We start from the raw sequence: 14,413 nt of genomic DNA on the forward strand, positions 1-14,413 counted from the left end.
ATTCTTTCGCGCCTTATAGGGCCGTGCAGGGCAGGCGGTAAAGGGGGCGTCTTGTCGGGATCGGCAGGAATTGGCCCGCGCAGGCCACTATTGCCCGTCCAAGCCCCTCGCTGCAAGCGCCCGCAAGCCCGCAAAAACGCGCGACACACCCGGCACCAGCGCCAGCAGATCGGCTTGCAGCGCGTGGTATATATCGGGCTTGCCGCTGAAGATATTGGCCGCAGGCAGGCCATCGGCACCCAGTTCCGGGTGCCAGCCGCCATGGCGGGTGTCGATGAAATGCGCGCGCGCGAAATCATGTAGGCGGGCGTACCACGCGGCATCTTGCGGGGTCGGGTCCAGTTTTTGCAGCATGGCCAGCGCGCCCAGACCTTCGGCCACGGGCCACCACAGCCGCACTGCCTGATCTACCATGCGGCCGGGGGTGAGTGTGTAGGCCAGCCCCCCTTCGGGCAGCCACGCGTCGCTCAGCGCCGTTTGGGTCAGCGCGCGGGCGCGGGGCAGGGCGGTTGGGTCGGTGCGGCCCGTCAGATCCCAGTGCTGCAACAGCAGCCGCGCGAATTCCAGCGAGTGGCCGGGCGTTGTGCCGGGCGGGCGGAACACCGGATCGCCCCGGAAATCGGGATCGACCTGCCAGCTTTCGGTGTAATGTTCGGGAATGCGCTGGCCATGTGCCCCGGCCATCTGGCCGGTGAAGAAATCCAGAATACGCCCTGCGCGGTCTAGCCAGATGTCTTGTCCCGTGGCCTCATAGGCAGCCAGAAACGCCTCGACCCCGTGCATATTGGCATTCATGCCCCGGTAGCGAGAGATAGGTTGCCAATCGCGGGCGAATTCCTCGCGCAGGCGACCGGCTGCGTCATCCCAGAAATGGCGCTCCAGCACGGCTGCAATATCACCAAACAGGCGCGGGGCGTCTTCATGCCCGACCTCTTGCGCGCTGGACGCGGCCAGCAGCACGAACACATGGCCATAGGCCAGTTTGCGACTGTCTTGCGGCTGAGGGCCGTGAACAGCCCAGACATACCCGCCCTGATCTGCGTCGCGGTGCCAGTGCCATAATGCGCGCATCCCGGCGTCGATTATCGCGGCGCAATCGGGCGCGCCCCAAGCCTGCCCCATGGCATAGGAATGCACCATCCGGGTGGTGACATGCAGCTCTTGTGCGGCGCCATGCTGGGGGGTGCCGTCAGTGCCCAAGGGCATGAAACCGCCATCCGCCGACAGGCTGGCACTGTGAAAGGCCAGCAGCGCACGCGCATCGGCGCTCAAAGCGGCGCGATGGTCAGGGTCTTGCCACAGAGAGGATGACTCAACCAAGGCGCGCCTTGACCGCTGCGCCAGCCTTGGCGAAATCCATCTCGCCCGCGTGGCGGGTTTTCAACAGGCCCATGACCTGCCCGATATCGCGCACGCTGGCGGCGCCGGTTTCCCGAATGACGGCATCGACGGCTGCGCCGATCTCGTCATCGTCCATCTGGCGGGGCAGGAAATCCTCGATCACGGCAATCTCGGCGTTTTCTTTCTCGGCCAGGTCCAGCCGTGCGGCCTCTTCATAGGCGCGCGCCGATTCGCGCCGTTGCTTGACCATGCGGGTCAGAACGGTGATGATCTCGCTGTCCGAAATCTCTGCGCCGCCATCGCCCCGCGCGGCGATGTCGCGGTCCTTGATCGCGGCATTTATCAGCCGCAAGGCGGCAAGGCGGTCCGTATCGCGCGCCTTCATTGCGGTTTTCAGCGCGGTCGTGATCTTGTCCCGCATAAGCATGGGGGGCCTCTTTTCGTGCTGTGTTAAGCCAAGCCCACATAGTAGGCAAGCACGGCAGGCACGGCAATGGCTATTAAAGTATTTTTAAAACAATGGCTTGCGCGGATTGTCATAATGGGCCGGTTTCGCTTGATTCTTTTCGCCACGCCCCATAGTTTGCGCCAAATTCAGCCAGCCCGGAGTCCGTGTCGCATGTGTGCCCAGCCACTCAAACCCACTGCATGCCTTGCCTTGGCCGATGGAACCATCTTTTACGGGCGCGGCTTTGGCGCAACCGGCGAAACGGTGGCGGAGCTGTGCTTCAACACCGCGATGACCGGCTATCAGGAGATTATGACAGACCCGTCCTATGCCGGGCAGATCGTGACCTTCACCTTTCCGCATATCGGCAATACCGGTGTGACTGAAGATGACGACGAAACCGCCGATCCCGTCGCCGCAGGCATGGTGGTGAAATGGGATCCGACCGCGCCCTCGAACTGGCGCGCGCAGGAAACGCTTGTCGCGTGGCTGGAACGGCGCGGGCGCATCTGCATGGGCGGGGTCGATACACGCCGCCTGACCCGCGCGATCCGCCAGCAAGGTGCCCCGCATGTCGCCTTGGCGCATAACCCCGATGGCGTGTTCGACCTTGAAGCCTTGGTGGCCAAGGCCCGCGCGTGGAAAGGGCTGGTGGGCCTTGATCTGGCGCGCGATGTGACCTGTGCGCAATCTTACCGTTGGGATGAAATGCGCTGGGCGTGGCCCAAGGGCTATACCCGCCAGACAGAACCAAAACACAAGGTTGTCGCCATAGATTACGGCGCGAAACGCAACATCCTGCGCTGTTTGGCCAGCGCGGGCTGTGATGTGACCGTGCTGCCTGCGACGGCAACTGCCGAAGATGTGCTGGCGCTGAACCCCGATGGCGTGTTTCTGTCGAACGGGCCGGGCGACCCGGCGGCCACGGGCGAATATGCGGTCCCGATGATCCGCGACGTGCTGAATGCCGATTTGCCCGTCTTTGGCATTTGCCTTGGCCACCAGATGCTGGCTTTGGCGCTTGGTGCGAAAACCATCAAGATGAACCACGGCCATCACGGCGCGAACCACCCGGTGAAAGACCACACCACCGGCAAGGTTGAAATCACATCCATGAACCACGGTTTCGCGGTCGATGCGCAGACCCTGCCCGAAGGCGTGGTGGAAACGCATACCTCGTTGTTCGACGGGTCGAATTGCGGGATTCAGCTTCAGGGCAAGCCGGTCTTTTCGGTGCAGCACCACCCAGAGGCCAGCCCTGGCCCGCAAGACAGTTTCTACCTGTTCGAGCGGTTTGCGGATGCGATGGCGGCACGCAAAGCGGGTTGACGGGGCGTAGGCGCGGCTGGCTGTGCCCGCCGCCCGTGTCGTGCTAAAGGCCAGTCCAAAGGGGGCACAAAGCACGCAATGACAATTTCACAAGACGCAGAGTTGCAGGCGCTGCGCAAGATCGGGCGGATCGTTGCGCGCACCTTGCAGGGCATGGCCAAGGCCATGGAACCGGGCATGACCACAGCAGAGCTGGACGATATTGGCCGCGCGATGCTGGAGCGCGAGGGCGCGGTGTCTGCGCCGGAATCGCTTTACAGCTTTCCGGGCGCGACCTGTATCAGCGTCAATGACGCCATTGCGCATGGTGTTCCCGGCCCCCAAAAATTGGCAGAGGGCGATTTGGTCAATATCGACGTGTCGGCCTCGCTGGACGGTTTTTTTGCCGATACCGGGGCCAGCTTTTGTCTTGGTGCGGCGTCGGAAGATACCCAGAGGCTGTGCCGCGACGGTCAGCGCGCGATGCAGATCGGGATTGCGCAGGTCGGGCATGGCAAACCCATCTCCGGCATTGGCAATGCGATCGGTGCGTTCGCCAGCAAGCGCGGCTATACGCTGATCCGCAATCTGGCCAGCCATGGGATTGGCCGCGCGTTGCACGAAGCGCCGAAAGAAATTCCGACATGGCCCACCCGCCGCGATACCCGCCGCATGCGGCATGGCATGGTCCTGACGGTAGAGCCGTTTCTGGCGCGCGGCGGGCTTTGGGCAGACACGGTCGCAGGCGACGATTGGACGCTCTATAGCACCCCCCGCAGCCCTGTTGTGCAATATGAGCATACCGTGATCGCCACGCGGCGCGGGCCGGTCATCCTGACATTACCGCACTGATGTCTGCCCCCAGCGCAAGGCATGGGGGCAGGGGGTTTAGCTGTAGATCTGGGCGATCCGGTCCACAGCCGCCTCTGGCGACATCTCTTCGCTCTCGCCCGTGCGGCGCGAGGTCAGTTCCACCACACCCTTTTCCAGCCCGCGCGGCCCCACGGTAATACGCCATGGCAGGCCGATCAGGTCCATCGTGGCGAATTTCGCGCCCGCGCGTTCGGCGCGGTCGTCATATAGCGGCTCCAGCCCCTTGGCGGTCAGCGCAGCATAGAGGCTTTCGCAAGCTGCATCCGCCGCTGCGTCGCCCTGTTTCAGGTTCACGATCCCGCAATGGAACGGCGTGACGCCTTCGGGCCAGATGATGCCCTTCTCGTCATGGCTCGCCTCAATAATCGCGCCCAGCAGGCGGCTTACGCCAATCCCGTGGCTGCCCATATGCACCGGAACGCGCCCGCCATCGGGGGTGACGACGGTGGCGCCCATGGCTTCGGAATATTTGGTGCCGAAATAGAAGATCTGCCCCACTTCAATACCGCGGGCGCTGCGACGGCGCGCTTCCGGCACCTGGTCGTTGAACAACGCTTCCTCATGGGTTTCGTCCGTGCGGGCGTAGCGCGAGGTGAATTCTTCCAGCACCGCCTGGCATTGGTCTACGCTGTCGTAATCCACCGCGCGGTCCCCGAATTTCATGTCGGTGATCTCGGAATCATAAAACACTTCCGATTCCCCGGTTTCGGCCAGCACAAGGAATTCATGCGTGTAATCGCCGCCAATCGGCCCACCATCGGCGCGCATGGGAATGGCTTGCAGGCCCATCCGCTCATAGCTGCGCAGGTAGCTGACCAGATGGCGGTTATAGGCATGCAGCGCGTCTTCCTTGGTCAGGTCGAAATTATACCCGTCCTTCATGTAGAATTCGCGACCCCGCATCACGCCGAAGCGCGGGCGCACCTCGTCGCGGAACTTCCACTGGATGTGATATAGCGTCAGCGGCAGGTCCTTGTAGCTGTTCACATGGCTGCGGAAGATGTCGGTAATCAATTCCTCGTTCGTCGGACCATAAAGCATGTCGCGCCCGTGCCGGTCGGTAATGCGCAGCATTTCCTGCCCGTAATCATCGTAGCGCCCGGATTCGCGCCACAGATCGGCCGATTGCAGCGTGGGCATCAGCATGGGGATATGCCCCGCGCGGATCTGTTCTTCATGCACGATCTGTTCAATGCGCTTGAGCACCTTGTAACCCAAGGGCAGCCACGAATAGATCCCGGCGCTGGCCTGCTTTATAAGCCCTGCGCGCAGCATCAGCCGGTGGCTGGCGATCTGCGCCTCGGACGGGGTTTCCTTCAGCACGGGCAGGAAATAGCGGGTCAGGCGCATGGGGGTGTCCTTTGGCATCTGCGATTAACGCCCGGTGTAAGACGTGGCGCGCGCAGGGGCAAGGCGGGTTATGGCGCGTCCGGGGTGCCGAACACGGCTTCCAGCGCCGCGCGGTCGGGGTGGTCGGGGGCGTGCTCGCGCAGGTGGATGAGGGTGTTGCGGGCGACTGTTTGCGTATCGGGGTGGTCGTCGCCCAAAGCGGCGCGGAAAATCTCTAACGCTTCTAAATAAAGTGGCGTCGCTTCGTTCACACGCCCGGTGTTTTCTAACAGCCCGGCAAGATTGTTGATCCAGACAGCTAAGTCGGGATGCTGAACATCGAGCGTTTCGCGGCCGATCTCAATTGCTTCGCGCAAGAGTTCTTCGGCTTCTCCGCTACGTCCAGTGATTGCCAGTAATAGCGATAAATTGTTTAACCGTGTTGCCACGGTAGGATGGCGCTCGCCTAGCGAAGCTTTGGTTAATCTGAGCGCTTCTCTGATAAGAGGCTCTGCCTCATTGTGCCGCCCAACCTCGCGAAGAAACACAGAGTAGTTATTTAGGCTTGTCGCGTATCCGAGAGTGTCGATTGCGATCGTAGCACGTCCAATCTCAACTCCCTGTTGATAGAAGGGCTCGGCTTCCTCGTAATGATGCAGCTCTCTTAAAACTTCGGCTATATTGTTCAGACATGCGCCAACCTTGGTATCGTTTGCGCCGAACGCTTTTTGTACAACTGTAAGCGCTTGTTTGAATTGGACAAGCGCTTCTTCATGCTGCCCTAGCGCTCGCAAGGTTTCTGCAAAATTGTTTTGGGCAAGCGCGGTCCTTGGGTTGTTGGGCCCAAATTTGTCTTTCGAAAACTCGACAAGCTGCTTGTTTGCGTTCAATGCAGCATCATACTGCCCGCTACGCCATAATAGTTCACCAGCTGCCAGCAAAGGTTCATAGTCGGGTTCCAGTTCCGCCGCCCGTGCGTAGTGCTGCGCCGCCGCCCGCCACTCCACCCGCGATTCCGCGATTTCGCCCAAGCCGAATTCAGCGCGCGCGGCGCGTTGCACCGCCATCGCCTCGCGCGCCGCGATTTCGGAAAAGATCGCCTCCGCCTCATCCGTATTGCCCGCGCGCAGCTTGGCAATGGCAGAGTTCAGCCGCTCCGCCCCAAGTTCATTGCCCTCGCGCAACAGCTTGTCTTCCAGATCGGCCAAGCGTTTGCGCTCCGCCTCGAACGCGCCTTCGGGGTCGTTGATCTGAGCGGTCAGATCGTCGATGCGCGCTTGCAGGCGCCTGCGCTCTTCGTCATCCGCGCGGTCCAGTTCGGCGATGATGTCGTCGCGCAGCAATTTACGCATGCGCAGGAATTCTGGCATGGTCAGCCGGGTTTGCTCGTCAGCAAATGTAACTCTGGCTTCTACCTGCACCGGTTTGGGCTTTGTCACCGCCCAACGGATGAGCCGGAACGCCCCCCAGATCACCGCGCCACCGAACCCAAGGATCGCCGTTCCGGCCGCGATGGCCTGTAGTAGCGTCGCCTCTTGCTCGAACCATGTCAGGATGTTTGAAATCATGCTGCCTGCTCAAATGTTGCAGGCAGTCTGACCTTTGGGCGGCGATCTGTCCAGCGCCCTCAATACCCCTTCTTCGCGCCCCGATCCGCGCTGAGCGATTGTTGTCGCCGCTCGACCAGCAGCTCTATCGCGTCCGCCAGATGTTCGCGCTGGATGTTGCGGTCACCGTTTGCCACGCGGATGCGGTGGGCTTCGATCATCACGTCGGCGTGGCGGGTGCCTTCGGGCGGTTCAAACCGGTAGCTGGCCAGTTCAATGCGCAGGCCCAGCGGGTCGCGGAAATAGATCGAATCCATGAACCCGCGATCTACCGGCCCCGAATGGCGCACTCCGCGCGCATCGAGCCGCGCGGCGATTTGCCAGAAGGTCGCCTGCGACACGTTGAAGGCCAGATGATGCAGGCTGCCCGTGTCTTCGGGCACCGCTCTTGGGTCGGGCTTGCGGGTTTCATTGGTGAAGATGGTAATCAGCCGCCCGTCGCCAGGGTCGAAATACAAATGCCCTTCGTTCGCGTCATCCAGATTGGGCTGGTCAAAGATGAAGGGCATGCCCAGCACCCCTTCCCAGAAATCAATCGATGTCTGCCGATCCGCCCCGATCAGCGTGATGTGATGGACCCCTTGGGTCTGTATCTTGCGGTATTGCGTGTCTGACATCGTGAACTCCCTGAGCAAGTCTTGCTTGGGAACTTAGCGCAGACCGGTCGGCCTGTCCTGTTTATCGCCGCACAGAACCTGTTAGGGCGGGGGCGCTCAGGCGACGGGTTCGGGCTGCGGTACATCCCGTCCCGGCTTTGCCCTCTTGCGCGACAGGGCCTGCGACCTCTTGGCGGCAATGGCGGTCAGGCCGGGGCGCGCGCTGCGCGCGATCCGGCGGGTGAGGGCGCGCAGATATTCCGGGTCATGCCGCCGCGCGCGCAGCAGGCGTGCGGCTTTCGGCGCGGTCAAGGCGCCGGTCGCGGCCAGTTCGATCAGCGGGGCCAGCAAGCCCATGCGGGCAAGGCTGTCTTGGGTCGGACCATACAGGCGCGGGCTGCGCAGAAGGGTGACAAAGGGTCGGCGGAACAAGGCTGCATGCATGGCATCTGCCCGCAGCGACGGGTCATAGAGCACGAAAGCGTTGCGGCTGCCGTCCAGCATGTCGGGCGCAAACCCGAAGCGCGTGCGGAAGTCCAGCCGCCGCGCCCATATGAATCGCCGGTCCCATGGGGCGATTGCCGGGTCAAGCGTGGCTTGTGGCGCAATCGCCAGAACCGTCGCGCCGGGCGCGGTCAGGCTAAACGCACAGGCTGCGTAACCGCCCATGCCCGCACCGTAGAACAGCACGCGCTTGAAGCTGTCGAAGAAACCTTCGTCAATCTGGGCATCGAAGAAATCCAGCACTTCGGTATCCCGAAACCAGCGCGGCGCGCGTGCGATTAGGCCCAGATGCGACCAGCCATTCGCCTCTGCCACTAACAGGCCAAGCGGTTTGTGTTCGGGGCCGGTGGCGCGACACTCGGCCACCGTCTCGAAGCTGACGATCAGCGTGTCGCCACCATCGGCGTAGAATGCCGCATGTTGGCTGCCCAGAGGCGAGAACGCGCCTAGCTCATCGCCCAGCTCGTCCAGTCGTGCCAGCCATTCGGCGTCGGTGCGCGCGGTCGAAAGATCAATACTGGTCATGGCGGTCCTGCCCGGTCAAAATCTGTCTACAGGCTACAGAGCCGGTCGGGCGCTGGCAAATATCGTATGGCAAAGGCGCGGCGAATTTTTGTCAAAATCATGGCAACCGAAAAGCGATTGTTCGCGGTTCTGTGCCAGTCCCGTGCAACAGGTTGGATTGTTTGTGAACAAGCACCGTGTTCACCATGATGCGCGCCAATTTTTTGATTCAGATCAAGGAACGCCCGACGCAATGATTATACCCAGATACATGTTTATGGCGCTGCCAGAAACATTTTCCTCCCTGTCCCGCCGACACGCGGGTGACTGACCCGCCCTTATTGCAAGGGCGGGTTTTTTCGCGCGCCCTGTGCGCAAAGCCGAAAACAGTGACGGCTTGCCGTGCGCTCAGTTGCGCGGCATAGTCGCGCCATAATCGAAACCAGAGGCATAATGTCCTATCCACCCAGCCCCAAATCTGACTTGCTGCGCAAATGGATCGCGCCGCTTATGGCCTGTGTGCTGGTTTGGCTGGCGCCGCTTGCCGTGCAGGCACAATCGGCCGGTGCGGCGCGTGATGCCGCCATCGCGGCTTGGCTGGCGGATGACGAATTGGCAGGGCTGCGTGGCTTGGCCGAGCTTGCGCAGGCGGGTGACGCGCCCGCGCAAACCCTGCTGGGGTTGATTGACCGTCACGCGGCATTGCAAGGCCCGGCGGTGCTGGCCTTGCCCCGGGCAGATCGGATTGCGCTGTTGCGCGCGCCCGGCGGGCTATCAGGGCGCAACTGGCTGGCAGAGGCCGCGGCGCAAGGCGATGAGCTGGCCCGTGCATGGCATGCTTTGGGTGGGGTTGCGGCTGATCTGGACGTTGCCGCGCAATTCGCTGCGCTGAACGAACCGCGCGCGTTGGCGCAGGCGCTGCTGACCGTAGCCAAGCGGCAAGAACGGGGCTTTGGGCGCGATATTTTGGCGCAAGACTGGTATCCGGAAACCTTGGCATTCCTGTCGCGCAACCGGACGCTGGCCCCCGAACAGGCCGAAAAGCTTCATCCGGGCGATCCGCAGCGCCGCTACATGGATGGGCAGGTGCCGCCCAAACCCGCCTTGCAAGACTGGCTGTCGACCGCGCCTGCTGCCCTTCATCTGCGCGCGGCCTGCGCGGCGGTTTGCCCGTCCGAAGCCGGTCAGTGCGTGCTGGCCCTGTATCATGCGCTTGGCAATTACGAGGCGTTGCTGGCGCATGGCAGCCCGGCGAACAGCCTTGTTCCCGACGCGGTGCTGGCCGACAGCCCGCGCGGGCGCGCGGCGCTTGGGCGGCGGATCATGCTGATGCGATCGACCCGGATGCGCGAAGCGGAACGCCTGAAATTGTCAGAGATCAGCGCCTGCGCCGCCGATTGGCTGGCAGCGCAATTCGTCTCGCACACGCCGCGGAGGATACCAAAAGCGGAATAGGACCGCGCAGGGCTTGTCCTTGGTGCCAATCCAGACTAATAAAGTCGGGTTAGGTGCAGCCATGGAACACACGCGCGCAGCCACGCCTGACGCTGTTCAATTCCATGCTGAAGGAGCCTGCCTATGAACACCCTCGTCCGATACGCCTGTGTCGCCGTATTCGCGGCCATGCCGGCCATGGCGCAAGACCGCGTTGACCATTACGCCCCGCAACCGTCAGAAACGCTCGATGCGGCGCTTGCCAATTTTTCCGAGTATAACGCCATCATGGCCGGGATCATGGCCAAGGACAGCCTGACCCCGGATGACATGGAAGATGTGCACCAACTGACCTACACGCTGGAAGTGGCCTTGGCCAAGCTGATCGCCGAAAGCACCGAACTGGCGGAACAGCTGGAATATGTGCATCAGGCATCCGAAGGCAGCAATGGCGCGCGGTTGCGCGACTACGGGCTGACTTATCTGGAAACGGCGCAAAAGATCGTGCCCTGAGCGGCACTGGCGGGGCCTGGCGCCCCGCCATCCGCTAGGCCCGCTGCCCCCAGAGGTCATACTCCCCGGCCTCGTCCACCGTGACCCTGACAATATCGCCGGGGGCCAGCCCGTCCGTGTCGTCGTCAATGAACAGGTTGCCGTCAATTTCAGGCGCATCGGCCTTGGTGCGGCAGGTGGCGATACCGTCTGCGTCGATATCATCAACGATTACCTGCATGACCTGACCGACCTTGGCGGCCAGCTTGGCCTCGGAAATGGCTTGCGCCTTTTGCATGAACCGCTCCCAGCGTTCGGCTTTCACCGCATCGGGCACATGGTCGGGTAGGGCATTGGCGCGGGCACCGTCCACGTTTTCATATTGAAAGCAGCCCACCCGGTCCAGTTGCGCCTCGTCCAGCCAGTCCAGAAGCGTCTGGAATTCGGCTTCCGTCTCTCCCGGATAGCCGACAATGAACGTGGAGCGCAGGGTGATATCGGGGCAGATGTCGCGCCATGCCGCGATATGGTCCAGCGTGCGTTCGGCATGGGCTGGGCGCGCCATGCGTTTGAGCGTGTCGGGATGCGCGTGCTGGAACGGAATGTCCAGATAGGGCAGCACCAATCCATCCGCCATAAGCGGGATCAGATCGCGCACATGCGGGTAGGGGTAGACATAATGCAGCCGCACCCACGCGCCCAAAGACCCCAGATCGCGCGCCAGATCGGTGATATGCGCGCGGTGGCCGCGGTCCTCGGCGTGTTTCAGGTCCACCCCATAGGCAGAGGTGTCTTGCGAGATTACCAGCAATTCACGCACGCCCGCATCTACCAGCCGCTCCGCCTCGCGCAGCACCGCATGGGCGGGTCGGCTGACCAGCCGCCCACGCATATCGGGGATAATGCAGAACTTGCACTTGTGGTTGCAACCCTCTGAAATCTTGAGGTAACTGTAATGGCGCGGCGTCAGGCTGACGCTGCTGGCCGGCAGCAGGTCGATGAACGGGTCGGGCGCGGGCGGCACGGCTGTATGCACGGCATCCAGCACCTGCTCATATTGGTGCGGCCCGGTCACGGCCAGAACCTTGGGGTGCGCACCCGTTATGTAATGGGGTTCCGCCCCCAGACAGCCGGTCACGATCACGCGGCCATTCTCGGTCAACGCCTCGCCAATCGCATCCAAGGATTCGGCCTTGGCGCTGTCCAGAAACCCGCAAGTGTTCACGATCACCGCATCCGCGCCGGTGTAATCAGGGCTGATTGCATAGCCTTCGGCGCGCAGCCGGGTCAGGATGCGCTCGCTATCCACCAATGCCTTGGGGCAGCCAAGGCTGACCATGCCGATGGTCGGCTGGTTGGGGCGCGGGGCGGCGTCGCGCAGTTGCGCGCGCGGGGCGATATCGGGGCGAAGCGAGGGCGGATTTTGCGACATGCGCGCCATATAGTCCCATGCGGGCGGGCAGGGAAGTGAAATCCTCAGTGCGGCTTTTCAGCCATCAGCACAGAATAGGTGATGGCAGCTTGCGTATCGCCCGAATTCGGCCCGGCCCCTTCAATCATATAGGGGCCGACCAGCCCGGCCACGGCATTGCGCAGCAGGTAAACCGGCAAGACATGTTTCAGCAGGCGATACTTCCATGACCGGAAAAATCGCGCAGAGCGGTGGTGCAAATAGCGCAGCCCGGCAATGGATTGATCGGACAGATCGTCGCGGCGCAGCACCACAAGCCCTGCGCGGGCTAGCGCAGCCTCGCAAGCCTCGACACTGTGAAAGCCGCCTGTCACGGCGGTCGTCACCTCAAACAGGCGCGCGGCGGTCTGCACATCTGGCGGTGCTTGGTGAAAATCGGCCCGGCGGAACCCATCATACATAATGAACCGCCCGCCCGGCGCCATGGCAGCCGCAATTTGCCGCGCGACCGCATCCAGATCGGTCGCGTAGCACAGGGTTTCCACGGCAAACACCACATCGGCCCCGTGCAGATCCGTGGGAATATCGGCATAGCTGCCCAGTTGAAACCGGGCATTGGGCAGATGACGGGCATCTTTCCCGGCGCTATTGACATGATGCGCCATCAGGTCAAGGCCCGTGAACTGCACATCGGGGTGGTCTGGCGCCAGCGCGATGGTGTTGAACCCCATGCCGCTGCCCAATTCCAACACCCGTTTGGCCTGCACCTGCCGAATGTGATCTGCGACAGTGCGGATTTGTGTGAAATACCCGTCGGCGCTGTAAACCCCGTCGGGGTTCAGCGCCATATGCATGCAGCCCTTCTCGGAATGCACGCGTTTATAGCCGGGTTCGGATTGCTGGTAATAGGGGCGCAGAATATCGCACCCCTCATCCGTCAAAATCGTATCCAGCCCGAAAAACCGGTCCACATGCTCTAAGGCTTTTGGCAGCGGCATGGCAAAGGGCGTGGTTCTGGCATGGACCATGGCAGGTGCCTAACTGTTGCCACGGGTAAAGCGGCCCGCCTCTTCGGCGGCGCGGCGCAGGGCGCGCGATTTGTTGACCGTTTCCTCATATTCGGCCTCTGGGTCGCTGTCATAGACCACGCCGCCGCCAGCCTGAATGTAGAGCGTTTCGTCCTTCAGCACGGCGGTGCGCAGGCAGATGCACATGTCCATCTCGCCGCCTGCGGAAAAATACCCCGCGCCGCCGCCATAGACACCGCGCTTTTCCGGTTCCAACTCGTCAATGATCTGCATGGCGCGCACCTTGGGCGCACCGCTGACCGTGCCCGCGGGCAGACCGGCCAACAGGGCCGACAGCGCATCTTGCCCTTCTGCCAGTTCGCCCACCACGTTCGACACGATATGCATGACATGGCTGTAGCGTTCGATCACGAATTCCTCTGTCGGGCGCACGGTCCCGATGCGGGCCACCCGGCCCACATCGTTGCGGCCAAGGTCCAGCAGCATCAGATGCTCGGCCAGTTCTTTCTGATCGGCGAGCAGGTCTTGCTCATGCGCGCGATCTTGTTCCGGGGTTGCCCCGCGCGGGCGTGTGCCCGCGATGGGGCGGATCGTTACCTCGCCATCGCGCAGCCGCACCAAGATCTCGGGGCTGGCACCGATCACCTGAAACGGGCCATCCGCCAGCGCGAAATCGAAATAGAACATGAAAGGCGACGGGTTCATCCGCCGCAGCGAGCGATACAGCGCAAAGGGCGGCAGTGCAAAACGCTGCGACCAGCGCTGTGACGGCACGACCTGAAAGATATCGCCCGCGCGTATGTAATCCTTGGCCTTTTCCACAGCGGCAAGGTAGTCGGGCTTGCTGAAATTCGACACTGGCGCACCGATGGGGGCATCGCCTTCGGCCAGCTCGCGCGGGGTGCCGGGAAGCCCGCGTTCCAGATCGCGCACGGCATCCATAACGCGCTCGGCAGCTTGGGCATAGGCGGCGCGCGCAGGCAGGCCGCTGGCGGCCCATGCGGGTGCGACCACGATCACCTCGCCCTTCACCCCATCCAGCACCGCCACGACGGACGGGCGCAGCATCAGCGCATCGGGCGCGCCAATCGGGTCGGGGTTTACGTCGGGCAGATGTTCGACCAGCCGGATCATGTCATATCCCAGATAGCCGAACAGCCCGGCACAGGCGGCGGGCAGATCATCGGGAATGTCGATCCGCGATTCGGCCAAAAGCGCGCGCAGGCTGTCAAGCGGGGGGGCGGCCTGATCCTCCCACGCGTCGGGGTCGAATCGTGCCTGACGGTTCAACCGCGCGCGGCCATCGTGGCATTGCCAGACCAGATCGGGTTTCATCCCGATAATCGAATATCGCCCGCGCACCTCGCCGCCGGTGACGGATTCCAAGATGAAACTGTCGCGCGCCGCGCCCGCCAGTTTCAGATATAGCGACACCGGCGTGTCCAGATCGGCGGCCAGCCGCATATAGACAAGCTGGTTCTCACCGCGTGCCCAAGCTGCTTCGAAATGGTCGAAGTCGGGGGTCAGGCTGGCCATGC

General features: G+C 62.5%; 13 protein-coding genes. 4 read left to right on the forward strand and 9 right to left on the reverse strand.

Annotated features, from left to right (window positions below):
• Positions 1-87 precede the first annotated feature (87 nt).
• Together AWT76_RS07400 and AWT76_RS07405 are read right to left on the reverse strand one after the other, a co-directional pair.
• A complete protein-coding gene (locus tag AWT76_RS07400; RefSeq protein ID WP_245638789.1) occupies positions 88-1,320 on the reverse strand; it encodes an AGE family epimerase/isomerase in 1,233 nt (410 codons plus the stop codon).
• Positions 1,313-1,768 (reverse strand): GatB/YqeY domain-containing protein, encoded by a 456-nt coding sequence (locus AWT76_RS07405; RefSeq protein ID WP_072245786.1) that lies wholly within the window; start codon positions 1,766-1,768, stop codon positions 1,313-1,315. The genes AWT76_RS07400 and AWT76_RS07405 overlap by 8 nt, the downstream gene beginning before the upstream one ends.
• Positions 1,769-1,960: 192 nt before the next feature.
• Between AWT76_RS07405 and carA the strand changes: the two genes are divergently transcribed.
• Positions 1,961-3,118 carry a glutamine-hydrolyzing carbamoyl-phosphate synthase small subunit gene (gene carA / locus AWT76_RS07410; RefSeq protein WP_072245787.1) on the forward strand — a complete coding sequence of 386 codons (1,158 nt, stop codon included), beginning with the start codon at positions 1,961-1,963 and terminating at the stop codon, positions 3,116-3,118.
• Between the two features lie 78 nt (positions 3,119-3,196).
• Positions 3,197-3,949 carry a type I methionyl aminopeptidase gene (gene map, locus AWT76_RS07415; protein ID WP_072245788.1) on the forward strand — a complete coding sequence of 251 codons (753 nt, stop codon included), beginning with the start codon at positions 3,197-3,199 and terminating at the stop codon, positions 3,947-3,949.
• 36 nt (positions 3,950-3,985) lie between these two features.
• Here map and proS read toward each other — a convergent pair whose 3' ends face one another.
• The 4 genes from proS to AWT76_RS07435 all read right to left on the reverse strand — a co-directional run bounded on the left by proS (position 3,986) and on the right by AWT76_RS07435 (position 8,531).
• Positions 3,986-5,320 carry a proline--tRNA ligase gene (gene proS / locus AWT76_RS07420; protein ID WP_072245789.1) on the reverse strand — a complete coding sequence of 445 codons (1,335 nt, stop codon included), beginning with the start codon at positions 5,318-5,320 and terminating at the stop codon, positions 3,986-3,988.
• A 68-nt stretch (positions 5,321-5,388) separates the two neighbouring features.
• A complete protein-coding gene (locus AWT76_RS07425) occupies positions 5,389-6,867 on the reverse strand; it encodes a tetratricopeptide repeat protein (RefSeq protein ID WP_072245790.1) in 1,479 nt (492 codons plus the stop codon).
• 59 nt (positions 6,868-6,926) lie between these two features.
• Complete coding sequence (locus AWT76_RS07430) at positions 6,927-7,523, reverse strand: VOC family protein (protein WP_072245791.1); 597 nt, start codon at positions 7,521-7,523, stop codon at positions 6,927-6,929.
• 96 nt (positions 7,524-7,619) lie between these two features.
• Positions 7,620-8,531 carry a hypothetical protein gene (locus AWT76_RS07435; RefSeq protein ID WP_072245792.1) on the reverse strand — a complete coding sequence of 304 codons (912 nt, stop codon included), beginning with the start codon at positions 8,529-8,531 and terminating at the stop codon, positions 7,620-7,622.
• 432 nt (positions 8,532-8,963) lie between these two features.
• Here AWT76_RS07435 and AWT76_RS07445 point away from each other — a divergent pair, with 432 nt between their 5' ends.
• Both AWT76_RS07445 and AWT76_RS07450 read left to right on the forward strand, forming a co-directional pair.
• Positions 8,964-9,965, forward strand: a complete 1,002-nt coding sequence (locus AWT76_RS07445; protein ID WP_072245794.1) for a hypothetical protein — start codon at positions 8,964-8,966, stop codon at positions 9,963-9,965.
• 123 nt (positions 9,966-10,088) lie between these two features.
• Complete coding sequence (locus tag AWT76_RS07450; protein WP_072245795.1) at positions 10,089-10,457, forward strand: DUF6746 family protein; 369 nt, start codon at positions 10,089-10,091, stop codon at positions 10,455-10,457.
• A gap of 34 nt (positions 10,458-10,491) precedes the next feature.
• Here the strand turns inward: AWT76_RS07450 and rimO are convergent, their stop codons facing one another.
• The 3 genes from rimO to trpE are packed head-to-tail and all read right to left on the reverse strand — an operon-like array spanning position 10,492 to position 14,411.
• Positions 10,492-11,868 (reverse strand): 30S ribosomal protein S12 methylthiotransferase RimO, encoded by a 1,377-nt coding sequence (gene rimO / locus AWT76_RS07455; RefSeq protein ID WP_072247572.1) that lies wholly within the window; start codon positions 11,866-11,868, stop codon positions 10,492-10,494.
• Between the two features lie 44 nt (positions 11,869-11,912).
• A complete protein-coding gene (locus AWT76_RS07460; RefSeq protein WP_072245796.1) occupies positions 11,913-12,875 on the reverse strand; it encodes a class I SAM-dependent methyltransferase in 963 nt (320 codons plus the stop codon).
• Between the two features lie 9 nt (positions 12,876-12,884).
• On the reverse strand, positions 12,885-14,411 hold the full coding sequence (gene trpE, locus AWT76_RS07465) for an anthranilate synthase component I (protein ID WP_072245797.1): 1,527 nt from the start codon (positions 14,409-14,411) through the stop codon (positions 12,885-12,887).
• Between the last annotated feature and the right edge of the window lie 2 nt (positions 14,412-14,413).

Source organism: Roseibaca calidilacus (assembly GCF_001517585.1).
Taxonomy (GTDB): Bacteria; Pseudomonadota; Alphaproteobacteria; order Rhodobacterales; family Rhodobacteraceae; genus Roseinatronobacter; species Roseinatronobacter calidilacus.

Coding starts and splice junctions, on each gene's coding strand:
- AWT76_RS07430 (WP_072245791.1), bottom strand. CDS start 7,523: ATGTCAGACACGCAATACCGCAAGATACAGACCCAAGGGGTCCATCAC.
- AWT76_RS07445 (WP_072245794.1), top strand. CDS start 8,964: ATGTCCTATCCACCCAGCCCCAAATCTGACTTGCTGCGCAAATGGATC.
- rimO (WP_072247572.1), bottom strand. CDS start 11,868: ATGTCGCAAAATCCGCCCTCGCTTCGCCCCGATATCGCCCCGCGCGCG.
- AWT76_RS07450 (WP_072245795.1), top strand. CDS start 10,089: ATGAACACCCTCGTCCGATACGCCTGTGTCGCCGTATTCGCGGCCATG.
- proS (WP_072245789.1), bottom strand. CDS start 5,320: ATGCGCCTGACCCGCTATTTCCTGCCCGTGCTGAAGGAAACCCCGTCC.
- carA (WP_072245787.1), top strand. CDS start 1,961: ATGTGTGCCCAGCCACTCAAACCCACTGCATGCCTTGCCTTGGCCGAT.
- AWT76_RS07435 (WP_072245792.1), bottom strand. CDS start 8,531: ATGACCAGTATTGATCTTTCGACCGCGCGCACCGACGCCGAATGGCTG.
- AWT76_RS07405 (WP_072245786.1), bottom strand. CDS start 1,768: ATGCTTATGCGGGACAAGATCACGACCGCGCTGAAAACCGCAATGAAG.
- trpE (WP_072245797.1), bottom strand. CDS start 14,411: ATGGCCAGCCTGACCCCCGACTTCGACCATTTCGAAGCAGCTTGGGCA.
- AWT76_RS07460 (WP_072245796.1), bottom strand. CDS start 12,875: ATGGTCCATGCCAGAACCACGCCCTTTGCCATGCCGCTGCCAAAAGCC.
- map (WP_072245788.1), top strand. CDS start 3,197: ATGACAATTTCACAAGACGCAGAGTTGCAGGCGCTGCGCAAGATCGGG.
- AWT76_RS07425 (WP_072245790.1), bottom strand. CDS start 6,867: ATGATTTCAAACATCCTGACATGGTTCGAGCAAGAGGCGACGCTACTA.